Genomic DNA, 12,968 nt, shown 5'->3' with positions numbered 1-12,968 from the left:
TATGTGATCGATAGTGGGTAATTGATTAACATAATAGAAATAGATTGGCATCTTTTTGCCGAAGTGCTTAAATAGCCCAAGGTGTACAGTATAAGACAGTATTGTATCCAATAAAAAATCATAAAATTTGAATAAGACCTTAAGCAATTGATTTAAAATGTTTAAAATATCTTTTTGGATATTTTAAAATGTTGAGGACAGGGAGCTCTCTTGCGACGTAAATATAACGCAGTAGATGCTGCTTAATGTGAGTTAAATGTGATGCAAGCAAATCAAGCGACTGTAACTGTTTTATATTATGATGCGCCCGTAGGGTTAATTATGCACAACGCCGTATTAGGTAATTTGCCAGTGAGTGAAGCTGGGCGTGTGATGATACCTGCAAGTTTCCGCAAGGGAAAATCTATCATTGCTGTACTTGAAGGTGAGTGTAAGATATTGAATTCATTAGGTGAGCGAGTGTTCGCTCAAGCTAATATAGGTTAACATTTTAAACTAATCGTCATTCTTGGGACGAATAATTCGCTTTGCTAAATTATCGTCCCGACATCTTCTGCAAAAATTCTATTCAATCCATCTATTTCTATTAATGTTAGCGCTTGTGCGCCTAATCATATTCGGTTAGTCATTCAGATATTTACTGTCCCACAAATTAACGCACTTTAATGGCAGACTTCTACCAGCAATTGGTCTGCAAGGTACTGTAAGGTTTCGGCATTAGGATGGGTGTGGGCGAAGGTTCTTAAACCATAAATTCCCATCATTAAATATTGGGCTCTTTGCTCGCTGCTGCGATTGCCTTGGAGTAGTCCTTGCAACGTTGCAGTGGCAAATTGTAGCGTGAGTGCTTGCTGCCAAGATTGTAGATACTGATTGATGATGTCCCGGATCTCAACATCTTGCTCTGCAATTTCATTTAACGCTTTTGTCAGTAAGCAAGCTTGGGCGCTATCGCAACTCAGACATTCAATAACGAGATGATCTAAGTAGGTTTTCAAATTAGTCAGCACATTCTCGCCATTGCCGAATAGATTGTTGAATTGTTCGTTTCTGTCGAGTTGATATTGCTCAATGGCCGCGATTAATAACCCGCGTTTATTAGTGAAGGCACAGTAAATCGACCCCGGATGTAATCCCGTGGCTTGAGTAAGATCTTGCATGCTCGTTTTGGTGTAACCCTTGTGCATGAAGGCGGCCATAGCGCCGCGAAGTACCTGTTCTCGGTCGAACTCTGCATTACGCATCGAATTTCATTCACTTGTATAGAAACGCTTAGGCCAGATTCTACCTAAATTTGAACAAACATTCAAAAATAAACTTGAATGATCGTTCAAATAATAATATCTTGAATGCATATTCAAGAATGGAACTGAGAAAATGACCACACAAACCACGCCAAATTCATTGGTAAATCTGTTCGATACCTACTCACTTAATGACACTATTACTTTAAATAATCGTATCTTAATGGCACCTTTAACCCGTTGTATGGCGGATGCCGATTTAGTGCCGACCGATGATATGGTTGCCTATTATGCACGCCGCGCCGAAGCGGGTTTGATCATCACAGAGGCGACGATTATTCGTCCCGATGCTCAAGGTTACCCAAATACCCCTGGTATTTTTACTCAAGCGCAAATTGCTGGCTGGCGTAAAGTGACCGATGCGGTACATGCCAATGGCGGTAAGATTTTTGTGCAGTTATGGCATACGGGCCGCGTCGCTCATCCACACTTTTTCGGTGGTGGTGATGTGCTTGCGGCATCAGCGCAGAAGATTGAAGGCAGCGTGCCAAGAATGCGCGAACTGACTTATGTCACGCCAAAACCTGCCACACTTGAGGATATTCAAGGCCTAGTGCGTGATTACGCCAAAGCGGCGGAAAATGCCATTGAAGCGGGGTTCGATGGCGTCGAAATACATGGTGCAAATGGTTATTTGATTGATACTTTCTTACACCATGACAGCAATCGCCGCACCGATGAATACGGTGGCACTCCAGCCAATATGTCCCGCTTTGCGCTTGAGGTTGTCGATGCTGTTGTGGCTCGTATCGGCAAAGACAGAACCGGTTTACGGATTTCTCCAGGGGCTTATTTCAATATGGCGGCAGATAGTCGTGACCGCGAAGTGTTCGATTACTTCTTGCCTGAGCTGGAATCCCGCGATATCGCTTTTGTGCATATTGGGATTTTCGATGACAGCATGGAATTCGATTATCTTGGTGGCAGAGCTTCAAGCTATGTGCGCGCACACTATGGCAAAACCTTAGTGGGTGTTGGAAGCTACAGCGCTGAAACCGCCAGTGAAGCGATTGCGGCGAATAAGTTTGATTTGATTGCTATCGGTCGTCCATTCATTGCTAACCCTGACTATGTTGCTCGCGTGCGTGATGGCGTTGAACTTGTTCCTTACAGCGACGAAATGCTTGCAAGCTTAGTATAATTTCGCTTAATAGCTTTATAAAGAAAGGGTTAGCATGTGCTAACCCTTTTCGTTTGTCTCTCTCGTTTTTACTTAATCCGCTTTAACTAAGGATCTGAGTGCGGTGAGCTTTTGCTGAGCGATGCCAAAAATGCTCTCGGGAGAATATTGCCCTTGGCTAGGTGTGGCCGTTTGCGGCAAACTTCCTGCGGTTTTACCGAGCAGTAACTCCATGGCTTGAGTCACATGGGTAATGGCCCAAATGTGGAATTCCCCCTGTGCCACTGCATCGACAATGTCTTTGCGCAGCATAAGGTTGGCCATGTTCGAGGCAGGAATAATCACCCCTTGTTCCGGCGTACGGCCTTTTATTTTGCAGACATCGAAGAAGCCTTCAATTTTTTCATTCACGCCGCCAATGGGCTGAGCCTCACCAAATTGGTTCATCGAACCTGTGATGGCAATATCTTGCCTAATTGCTTGCTCGCTAATAGCCGAGATAATGGCGCAGCATTCGGCCATCGACGCGCTGTCACCGTCCACACCGCTGTATGATTGCTCAAAGGTAAGGTAAGTGGTGAGCGGGATTTGCGCCGTCTTACCTAAAACTGAGGCTAAATAAGCGGTTAAGATCAACACGCCCTTAGAATGGATCCGGCCTCCAAGTTTGACTCTGTGCTCGATATCCATCACTTCACCCTTACCAAACGCTGTGGTTGCTGTGATGCGATTGGGCATACCAAACTGATGATCTGAGGTCGAGATGACGGATAAGGCATTGATTTGCCCAACCACTTTGCCCTGAGTGCTAATCAAGGTCGTGCCGTTGGTAAAGCTTTGCATTATGTTGTCGTGCAGACGCGAGACTCTTTGCTCTTGATTTCGCAGTGCTTGCTCAACGTGCGGCACTAAAATTTGCTGACTGCCTGCCGATTTAGCACAGTAGTTTGATTCCCGCAGTAGGTTGGCAATATTGGCTGAGTGTAGCGACAGTTTTTGTTGATCTTCGGCCTCCCGCGAGCTGTATTCGATGATGCGTGCTATAGCCGCACGGTCGCAATGTAGCATGTTGTTGTCGTGAACTATGCTCGAAATAAAGCGGGCATAGTGCGCCTCAGAAGTTGAGGTTCTGTCCATCACATCTTCAAAATCGGCGGTAACGCGGAATAACTCACTGAAGTCAGGATCATAGTGCTGTAATAGCTGATAAGTTTCATGATCGCCAAACAGAATAATTTTCACATCTAAGGGGATAGGCTCAGGCGCCAATGAAATCGTGCCCGACAGTGACACTTCCCGCTCCAGTGAACTTAAATCGAGTTTGCGTGAACGCAGGGCGCGTTTTAGTCCGTCCCACACGTAAGGGCGTTCTAACACTTTTACCGCATCCATCAATAACACGCCGCCGTTAGCTTTGTGCAGACTGCCGGAGCGGATAAGTGAGAAGTCGGTGAACACTGTCCCCCTGAAGGTAGCGTTTTCCACATAGCCAAATAGGCTGTGATAACTTGGGCTTTCTTCTACGACAATAGGGAATTTTTGAGTCCCTTGAGCGACCAAAACGTTAACTTGGTAGCGGCGGGGCATTTTCTTTTCAAGGGAAGCGTAGGCTAGGCCCAGTTGTTCTTCACTTTCTTCTAAAAAGATATCTAAATTGTCTAAGATATCCGCCTGCATACCGGTTAAGAAAGTCCGCGCTTCGGGCTGGTGCTTGAACTTATCTTTGAGTGGCTTAATAAAATGAATTAACACTTCTTTGGCGACTTGTTCGTCATGCTCTTGCTGCTTGTCGCTGAATTCTTCTTCCCATTCAGTGATTTGGCGAATAATACCGCGCAGTTTAACTTCTAGGCCATTGATATTACTTTCAAATTGACTACGTTCAGTCTCTGTCAATGCTTCGAATGAAGCTTCGTCATGGGGTTCTTCACCATTGAGCGCTACCATTTGATAGTCGCCCTGCATGGTTAAACTGAGGCTGATGCCTTTTTGTTTTGCTTCTTCGGTTAATTCAGTGAGTGCGACTTCTTGCTTCTGTGATAATTGGCTTTTGAGCTTTTCAGTCCGGGCATAATACATTTCATTATCAAAGGCTAAAGGCATAGCTTTGACAAGTTTAAGCATCAACTTTTCGACGGCTTTTTTAAATTCAAGCCCAGTCCCTGCGCTCAGTTTCAGCACTTTAGGGCAACGGGTATCATCGAAATTGACCACATAGCACCAATCGTACAGGGTATGGTCGTTTGGCTCGTGACGGCTTAGGTAACGCAGCATCATGGTCCGTTTGCCGAGACCGTTCTGACCTATGGCGTAGATGTTGTAACCCTTTTCTTTAATTCCCATTGCAAATTCTACCGCTTGCTGGGCGCGTTCTTGGCCGACAATGTCATTGAGAGGTGTGAGTTCTGCTGTCGATTGGCAATCTGTGCTTAATTGGTCGAGTTCGCAAATGCGATATAATTGTTTACTGTTGAGCAGGGTAGCTTGGCTTGATACGACGTCTGTGGGCATAAATATCCTTGGTTTTTCAGCCTTATTATTTCCATTGTAGACAATAAGATAGCATTTTTGTCAATCAAAACTCTGTTATTGCTGATATATGTCTCTAGGGATGGTTTTCTCTCGCTAAGAAAGTGCTGAATTATCGGGGGAAGACTTAATTGATTAAGTCTAACTAATTGTTACTCAATAAACTTATCGCGATACTGACACTAAAATTTTGTGCTAAAGTAGCAAATGCAATGTTAGTTGGATTTACCCGTGCAAGCAGTCTGCTGAGTGTGAGTAAGTTAGTGTGAATTTTGATGGTTTGACCTCTACCACCCTAAAAGGTGGATATGATGGAGTAAGTTTTAGATCCAACCATAGTGCCAATTGAGATGTATTGATTTGATGTTAAACGTAAAATTTTATGAGATTTTACTGCTTGGTTAACATTTTCCCTCTGTAGCAATATTGGGCATGTGTTTAAGGTCTTACGGTATTCTCGCCGTAGGCCGATTGAGCAGTAACGAGATCTGAGTTGGCAAGATGATGATAGATGTACCTATTACGCAGCAACAGCTGGATAACTGGTTGAGTGACTTAAATTTAGTCGCTGAGATATCAAGCAGTAAAGCAATGTTATTAGCATGGAATGCTGCGGGTGAACTTAGCAGCATGTTAAGTTCAGACTCTGCGGCTGAAAGTGAAATACAGGTAATACTCAGCCATTTAAGTGGCAATCATTTGGCTAACCTCCAGCCTGCTATAAGCCAGTCCGTTGTGATGCCCTCAATGCTCACACCATCAGAAATCGTTTCAAATCCCTTTGATGTTATTGATAAATCTACTATTTTCCCTCTAAGCAATGCTAAGTTGTCCAGCCTGAGTGAGCCGATTTCAGCATTGCCGCGATTAGGCAGTCATCAAATCACGGCTGCATTATCTGTATCACAGCTAACTGAGCAGGTACGTGAGCCTCTGTTAATTATGGATACTCGGCAGCACTCAGATTGGCACACTTGTAGCGCAATCGGCAGCGTGATTTGTTTGTCTCTCGCTTGGCCATCTGGGGCTAATTTTGGCTTTTTATGCTTCTATCACAACGAGGCTCAAGGTGTAGATTCAAAAACGCTACAACTCGCTAAGCTTATCAGCGATAGCATTCAACATCAGTTAGGCGAGATGTTGAGCCAACATAATGCGGCTGAAACATTAAGCCGAGGTTCACCGAGTCGTGTCGAAACGGTCGATTTACAAACTTTTATCGATAGTTTTGACGAACATATTTGGATGAAAAATGCCGCTGGCATTTACACTCTTTGCAATCGTAGTGTTGAGAATGCGTGGGAAATGCCCCGTAGTGAGATTGTTGGTAAATCCGATGTTGAACTCTTTGGTGCTGATATTGCAGAGATTTTTCTAGAGGGTGATAGGCTCGCTATCGAGTCTGGTACACCTATCATTGTCGCTGAGTGTTTAGATGGCAGTGAAGCTAAAAATCATCTTTGGCTAGAAACGCTAAAACTCCCAACACTCAATGCCCAGGGTGAGCTCGTGGGCGTTATCGGTATGACTCGCAACATCTCCAAGCATAAAGCAGTTGAAGAACAACTGACACTGGCGACCAATGTGTTTAAAAACTCGGTTGAAGGTGTGGTTGTGACCGACCGGCATGGCAATATTACCGACGTTAACGGTGCATTTTTTGAGATCACAGGTTATGTGAGGGAAGAGTTACTTGGCCAGAATCCTCGGATTTTTAGTTCGGGCCGGCATGATAAAGATTTTTTCGATAAACTCTGGAATACCTTGTTTACTCAAGGTAAATGGAACGGTGAAATCTGGAATCGGCGTAAAAATGGCACGATTTTTCCGCAAAATATCACCATAAGCACTATTTATGATGACGTTGGAGATGTACGTTATTTTGTCGCTGTGTTTGCCGATATTTCAGCCCAGAAAGAGAATGAAGCGCAACTCACGCACTTAGCGTATTTTGACCCGCTAACGCATTTGCCCAATCGCATGAAGTTCATGATGCAGCTTAAGCAAGAAGTGCGACAAGCTAAGCGGCTGAATTTGCAATTAGCGACTGTGATGATTGATGTCGATCTGTTCAAGCATATCAACGACAGTTTTGGCCACAGTATAGGCGATGAAATGTTGGTCGAGCTTGCCAAGCGTTTACGCAGCCAAGTAGGCGATCAGGATGTGTTATCACGGATTGGTGGCGATGAGTTTGTGGCATTGATTTCAGGGATCGACAATAGTGCCGATGCCGCAGTTGCCATAAATCAATTGCGCCAAGTGTTTGAGCAACCTTTTATTGTGAGCACGGGCGACCACTTACGTTTAACGGCGAGTATGGGCGTTTCTTTGTATCCAAATGATGGAACCGATGCGGACACTTTACTGCGTAACGCCGATGCGGCCATGTATCGCGCCAAAAATGATGGCCGCAATAATTATGCTTTTTATACAGAGTCCTTAACTCAACAGTCTTTTGAGCATCTTAAGCTGCAAAGTGCCCTCTATGGCGCGATTGAGCAAAATGCCTTGTACTTAATGTACCAGCCAAAACTTGATTTAGTGACTCGACAAACCGTGGGATTTGAAGCATTACTGCGTTGGCACGATCCTCAACTGGGTTTGATTTCGCCCGCGATATTTATTCCTGTGGCAGAAAAAATAGGTCTTATCCATGAAATTGGCTTATGGGTGTTAGAAACTGCTTGCCGCCAGGGAATGCGCTGGCTTAGTGAAGGCAAACACTTTGGCCGCATTGCCGTGAACGTGGCAGGACAACAGTTACAGCGCAGTTCCTTTGTGGATGATGTGAAACGTGTCTTAGCTGAAACGGGTTTGCCCGCCAAGCATTTAGAGCTTGAAGTGACCGAAAGTGTGATGATGCAGAATCCTGATCTTGCTATCCGTGACTTAAAGCGACTTGGCGATCTGGGTATCGAATTATCGGTTGATGATTTTGGTACTGGCTATTCATCGCTCAACTATTTGAAAAAACTGCCTATTCATAAATTGAAAATTGATCAATCTTTTGTGCGAGACATTCCCTTCGATACCAACAATACCGCTATCGCTAAGGCTGTGATTGCGCTTGGACATGCGTTGAAGCTGGAAATTATCGCCGAAGGGGTTGAAACTAAAGAGCAAGCTGATTTCCTACAACAAAACCAGTGCGATCAAGCCCAAGGTTACCTTTTTAGTCGTCCGCAACTAGCTGCAGATCTCGACGCATTTTTATCGTAAAACAAGTTTGCATATTACAATAGGACTAGCGCTATGCCGCTAGTCGCTTGGGTTTGTGTCTGCTAAAATTCTAGCCATTATTTTCAGTGGTTAACCGCAATGTCTTTTAGTGCCTTATCCTTAAACTCCACGTTAGTGAATACCTTAGCGGCTCTTGGCTATGAATCGCCAACGCCTATCCAGTTAGAAGCGATCCCTGCCATCTTAGCTAAACGGGATGTGATGGCTGGCGCCCAAACGGGTACAGGCAAAACCGCTGCGTTCGCCTTGCCTATCTTGCATCATTTGATGACACTCAGCCCTTCGCAAGAGTTAACGGCTGTGAGACCCGTACGCGGATTAGTCTTAGTGCCGACACGTGAACTGGCGGTGCAGGTACAGCAGAGTTTTGTTAAGTACGCTAAAGGGACTGATATTCGTATCGGTATCGCCTACGGCGGCGTGAGTATCGATGCGCAGGTCGCTGTGTTTAATGCAGGGATTGATGTGTTAATCGCAACACCGGGTCGCTTACTTGACCACCTTAGGCAAGGTGCATTAAATCTTAAGCAATTGAGTGTGCTTGTTTTTGATGAAGCCGACCGCATGCTCGACATGGGGTTTATGGATGAAATTCAAGCCGTGCTCAAGCAAGTACCGAGTGACAGACAAACCCTGTTATTTTCTGCCACTTTAGATGCCGCTATCTTCAGCTTAAGTAAAACCTTACTGCGCGATCCCAAGTTGATTGAAGTTGCCAAGCGCAACACGACCGCTGCCGAAATTGAACAAGTGGTTTATGCCGTCGACGCCGACCGTAAAATCGAACTCGTCAGCCATCTGGTACGCAGTAAAAACTGGCATCAAGTGTTGATTTTTAGCCGCACTAAGCAAGGCGTCGATAAACTGGTTCAGCAACTCAATAAAGCCGATATTATCACTCAGGCGTTTCACGGTGACTTGTCTCAAGGCGCGCGCGAGAAAGTTTTGCAGGAATTTAAACAAGGCAAAATTCAAGTGCTAGTGGCAACGGATGTCGCCGCCAGAGGCCTAGATATCGTCGAGCTTAAATATGTGATCAACTTTGAGCTACCCTTTATCGCTGAAGATTATATTCATCGTATTGGTCGCACAGGTCGAGCGGGTAGTGCAGGGCTTGCCATCACCCTCTTTAGTCAAGAGGACGCCCTATTATTGGAAGAAGTCGAAGTCGTATTGGACAAGCGTTTACCACAGCAATGGTTACCCGGCTTTGAACCCGACTTTAATAAAATGGACGCAGAACCAAGACGTAACGGCAAAGCGGCCCAAAAACAACGTGCCAAAAAGCGCGCTTTAGGTGGGAAGGGGAAAAGGTAGTTTTTTAGGTGCGGCGTCTGAATGGCTGAATATAATAAATTTTAGATCAAGTGGTTAGATGATTTATTTGTCGACGCCAGTTCAGTTCCCGCCGCCACATTTGAATCGATAGTAATCTTGAAAGCTCAAACAAAAAGGGCTTAACCTTGCGGTTAAGCCCTTCTGGTAAAATTGGTGGAGGCGGCGGGACTTGAACCCGCGTCCAGAACACCTACATTTTACTCATACTATTATAAAAACAATGATTTATATTAAAAACAGTAAGTTAAATGATTATCTGTGTTAAATGGCGTTAGCCGATGTAAATCAATGCCGCCACTTTGTCGCCATTGTGGCTAAGTAATTCGTAATTGAGCAAGCGGGTTTTTTGTGATCGCATCTTCAAGATGCGTTGGCGCAAAGTGGGCATAGCGCATCGTATCTTTAATATCAGAATGCCCCAGTATTTCCTTAAGCACTAAAATGTTTCCGCCGTTCATCATAAAGTGGCTGGCGAAAGTATGGCGTAACACATGGGTCATCTGGCCTTCGGGTAACTCAATCTTTGCCCGTTTGATGGCTTGGTCAAACGAACGGCGACAAGGCCTAAACAATGGGCCTCGCATGCGCGGGATAAGTTCAATCAGTGCATCAGAAATCGGCACAGTGCGATTTTTCTTACCTTTAGTTTTTACAAAGGTGATGCGGTTATTGGCAATCTGACTACCGCGCAATCCTTCAGCCTCAGACCAGCGGCAACCAGTCGACAAACAAATCATCACAATCGTGACTAAATGTTCATATTTGGCATTGCGACATTCATCTAATAAGCGCGGTATTTCCTCGGGGTACAAATAAGACAGTTCAGTTTCATCAATCTTAAAAGCCGAAAGCCCTTCCATCGGGTTAGGGTGCCGCCACTCGCCTAACTTTTTAAGTTCAGAAAACACCGCATGCAAATAGGCTTGCTCATGGTTAACCGTCACAGGTTTAACCACAGTCTTATTACCTTGCATATCGACAATTTCACCGCTTAGGCGTTGTTGGCGATAATGTGCAAAATCATTCACGGTTAACTTGCTGGCTATCGGATCCTCTAAGCCAATGCAAATCAGCTGCAACTTACGCAAACGATTTTCGGGCTCGGCCAGTTGTCGCCCATGCAAATCATGCCAAAGCTGGATTAATTCAGATAAGCGCCTGTTATCGACCTTTTCACCAAGCCATGGTTTTTCGTCGATGGTTTTCATGGTGTGCAACTCGAACGCCGTCGCCTCGCCCTTTGTCGCAAATTTCTTGCGCACACGCCGACCTTCACGGCCGTTCGGGTAGCACTCGCAAAGCCAAGGAAAATTACTGCCGTCTTTTAGATTGCGAACTGACATTACTTTTTATCAAACTCCGCTTTGCAGTTAGATAGAATCTGACTTAGTTCATTTTGCATTAAATCCATTTGTTCAGTTTTTATTGGGCCTTGATTATTAGTTTGTCTAAGACTAGAAAAAATATCTCTCCAAACCTGCCCAATTCTAAAATTTAAACCTTTAGCTAAACGTGAGTTATACATATCAGCACGTGTAATTGCAGGAAACTTACCATCTAACTTGCTTAATGTGGCATCAAAATTAGTTTTTGATTTCCAATTATTAGCCATTTCGTAAGTTAAATTTGGAGTGTCGATTAATGACTTAAGAGACTGTATTATCGGAGGATATTCTTTAAGTATGGTGACTGCCATTTGGCAATCACTTAGACCGTTGAAAGCCTGAAATTTAGAATCGTTAGCAGTATTACTAACTGACTGCAAATTAGCATTTGATACAGGCTTAGGGTCGTTATTGATATCGATTATCATCACAATAAATAGCAACACAAAAATACCAATAGCGGTATAAAAAAGGGGCTTCATTAACTTGCGCGCTCTTGCTTGGGCTGGAGAGTCGTAATGATCATTTTTAAATTTGTTGTTCATATATCACTTCCTTGTTTAACGTTAATTAAACCGTTTCTAAAACTGATACTACCTTACCGTGGATCTTGGTGGTGTTCGGGTCGACTTGATACTTATCACCTTCATGGAAAAGATAGGCGTGACCATCTGGCAGCATGCGTAAATTACCGATTTGGTAAATCTCATTAATCGAAAAAAGATAGCGACCGTTAGATACGGTAATTTCATTTGAGTTAATAAAGAGAAGATTGCCGGATTCAAGCACTGTCAAATCAGCATCTACACCAACTAAACCAGCCAATTGCATAAATGATTTATCTGCAAAAAACTCGGATTTAGGTTTCAAATGACCATTTTCAATTGAAAAAATCTTTAACGAGGGCAAGCGATAAGTAGCTAATCGATCTTCAATACCAATGACTTTCCCATCGATATATTCATTTTTCTTTGACACACCATATTTCATTAAATCAACTGCTTCACCTTCATGGCCAAAACATAGGTATTCCATAGGAACACCAGTGGCTAGATGGATTCTGATCAGCAATTCAAATGGAGTTGTATTGCGGGTTTTCCATGTCGCAAACGTACCAGAACTTATGCCTAGAACGTCTCCAAGCTCAAGCCTATTGCGCACGCCAAACATGGCTAATAACCGCACTATCACAGTATCGCCGCCGTCGTAAGCAGGTAAAGAATTCAAAGGAATTCTAAATTGTGTATTTTGAATGTTGACAAAGTTTTTCATATGATCAATTATGTCTCGACATTGAAACTTAACACCATGTAACGCCAATTACATGAAACGAAGATAAGAGCGAGATTACCACAATGAGCACAGTAATCGTAAATATTGACACACCAGTTTTAAGCTACGAAGAGTTCGCCCGTAGAACTGGCACAACCGTTGATAACGTGCGCTATTTAGTTCGCCACGGTCGTTTGCCATGCATGCCAAAAACCAACGCCCGCCACACGCCATACATCAACATGGTCGCGCTACACCAAATGGCACAACAGGCCGCAGATATGACGGCGGTCACTATGCCAAATAACGCTAAGTCAGCTTAGTGATTTGAGCATAAGCAAAACGGAGATTTGCGGCCATGTATAGCACCAGCCCATGCACACAAAGCCCAGCCAAAGCAGCGCACCAGCCACATATCGCGGGTGCGCTGAGGCAGTTTGCCGACGGCGAGCAATTGAGCGAAATCGCCAAAGCGGCGCACTTCAATAAGCCGCAAATGCTGCGCAATAAATTGCTACTGAGCCAGCCACATCAACTCAGCATCCACGAAGCTGTGGACATCGCTAAAGCCAGCGGCAATCGCTGCATTATCGACGGCATGTTGCTTGAACTGGGCTGCGCGCCATCAATGGTAATTGAAGATTTAAACCAGTGTGAGCGCATGTCACTGACCGATCGCGCGCTAGAAATCAGCGCCAACGCGGGATGGCTGGGCAACATGGCATTAGACGTAAAAGCGCGGCGCGGTGGCATCACCGAACGCATGCGCCATGAAGC

General features: G+C 44.5%; 11 protein-coding genes. 6 read left to right on the top strand and 5 right to left on the bottom strand.

Annotation, left to right across the window (positions count from 1 at the left end):
- Positions 1 to 261: 261 nt before the first annotated feature.
- The gene (locus tag ACHA99_RS12930) at positions 262 to 486 is read left to right on the top strand and encodes a TIGR02922 family protein (protein WP_028760777.1); all 225 of its coding nucleotides are present in this window, start codon (positions 262 to 264) and stop codon (positions 484 to 486) included.
- Positions 487 to 662: 176 nt separating this feature from the next.
- Here ACHA99_RS12930 and ACHA99_RS12925 read toward each other — a convergent pair whose 3' ends face one another.
- Positions 663 to 1,244 carry a TetR/AcrR family transcriptional regulator gene (locus ACHA99_RS12925; protein WP_263206050.1) on the bottom strand — a complete coding sequence of 194 codons (582 nt, stop codon included), beginning with the start codon at positions 1,242 to 1,244 and terminating at the stop codon, positions 663 to 665.
- Positions 1,245 to 1,377: 133 nt separating this feature from the next.
- Here ACHA99_RS12925 and ACHA99_RS12920 point away from each other — a divergent pair, with 133 nt between their 5' ends.
- Positions 1,378 to 2,445 carry an alkene reductase gene (locus ACHA99_RS12920; protein WP_212600007.1) on the top strand — a complete coding sequence of 356 codons (1,068 nt, stop codon included), beginning with the start codon at positions 1,378 to 1,380 and terminating at the stop codon, positions 2,443 to 2,445.
- Positions 2,446 to 2,517: 72 nt separating this feature from the next.
- Here the strand turns inward: ACHA99_RS12920 and ACHA99_RS12915 are convergent, their stop codons facing one another.
- Positions 2,518 to 4,935 (bottom strand): Lon protease family protein, encoded by a 2,418-nt coding sequence (locus ACHA99_RS12915; protein ID WP_393943150.1) that lies wholly within the window; start codon positions 4,933 to 4,935, stop codon positions 2,518 to 2,520.
- A gap of 519 nt (positions 4,936 to 5,454) precedes the next feature.
- On the opposite strand from ACHA99_RS12915, the gene ACHA99_RS12910 reads away from it, so the two are divergent.
- Entirely contained in the window at positions 5,455 to 8,175 is a 2,721-nt protein-coding gene (locus tag ACHA99_RS12910; protein ID WP_393943148.1) for a putative bifunctional diguanylate cyclase/phosphodiesterase, read from the top strand.
- A gap of 99 nt (positions 8,176 to 8,274) precedes the next feature.
- Positions 8,275 to 9,513, top strand: coding sequence for a DEAD/DEAH box helicase (locus tag ACHA99_RS12905; RefSeq protein ID WP_393943146.1), 1,239 nt, complete (start codon positions 8,275 to 8,277; stop codon positions 9,511 to 9,513).
- A gap of 335 nt (positions 9,514 to 9,848) precedes the next feature.
- Here the strand turns inward: ACHA99_RS12905 and ACHA99_RS12900 are convergent, their stop codons facing one another.
- From ACHA99_RS12900 to ACHA99_RS12890, 3 genes are read right to left on the bottom strand one after another with little or no spacing between them, the layout of a single operon-like run.
- A complete protein-coding gene (locus ACHA99_RS12900; RefSeq protein WP_393943144.1) occupies positions 9,849 to 10,877 on the bottom strand; it encodes a tyrosine-type recombinase/integrase in 1,029 nt (342 codons plus the stop codon).
- A complete protein-coding gene (locus ACHA99_RS12895; RefSeq protein WP_393943142.1) occupies positions 10,877 to 11,464 on the bottom strand; it encodes a hypothetical protein in 588 nt (195 codons plus the stop codon). The genes ACHA99_RS12900 and ACHA99_RS12895 overlap by 1 nt, the downstream gene beginning before the upstream one ends.
- A 25-nt stretch (positions 11,465 to 11,489) precedes the next feature.
- Positions 11,490 to 12,191, bottom strand: coding sequence for a helix-turn-helix transcriptional regulator (locus ACHA99_RS12890; protein ID WP_393943140.1), 702 nt, complete (start codon positions 12,189 to 12,191; stop codon positions 11,490 to 11,492).
- A gap of 83 nt (positions 12,192 to 12,274) precedes the next feature.
- Between ACHA99_RS12890 and ACHA99_RS12885 the strand changes: the two genes are divergently transcribed.
- Both ACHA99_RS12885 and ACHA99_RS12880 read left to right on the top strand, forming a co-directional pair.
- Positions 12,275 to 12,514, top strand: coding sequence for a DNA-binding protein (locus ACHA99_RS12885; RefSeq protein WP_259578054.1), 240 nt, complete (start codon positions 12,275 to 12,277; stop codon positions 12,512 to 12,514).
- A gap of 35 nt (positions 12,515 to 12,549) precedes the next feature.
- Positions 12,550 to 12,968: phage regulatory CII family protein (locus tag ACHA99_RS12880; RefSeq protein WP_393943138.1), on the top strand; the 419-nt coding region annotated here is incomplete at its 3' end.

It is taken from the genome of Shewanella sp. S23-S33, assembly GCF_043359565.1.
In the GTDB taxonomy this organism is placed as follows: Bacteria; Pseudomonadota; Gammaproteobacteria; order Enterobacterales; family Shewanellaceae; genus Shewanella; species Shewanella oncorhynchi.
This window is presented reverse-complemented; position numbering and strand designations above follow the sequence as displayed.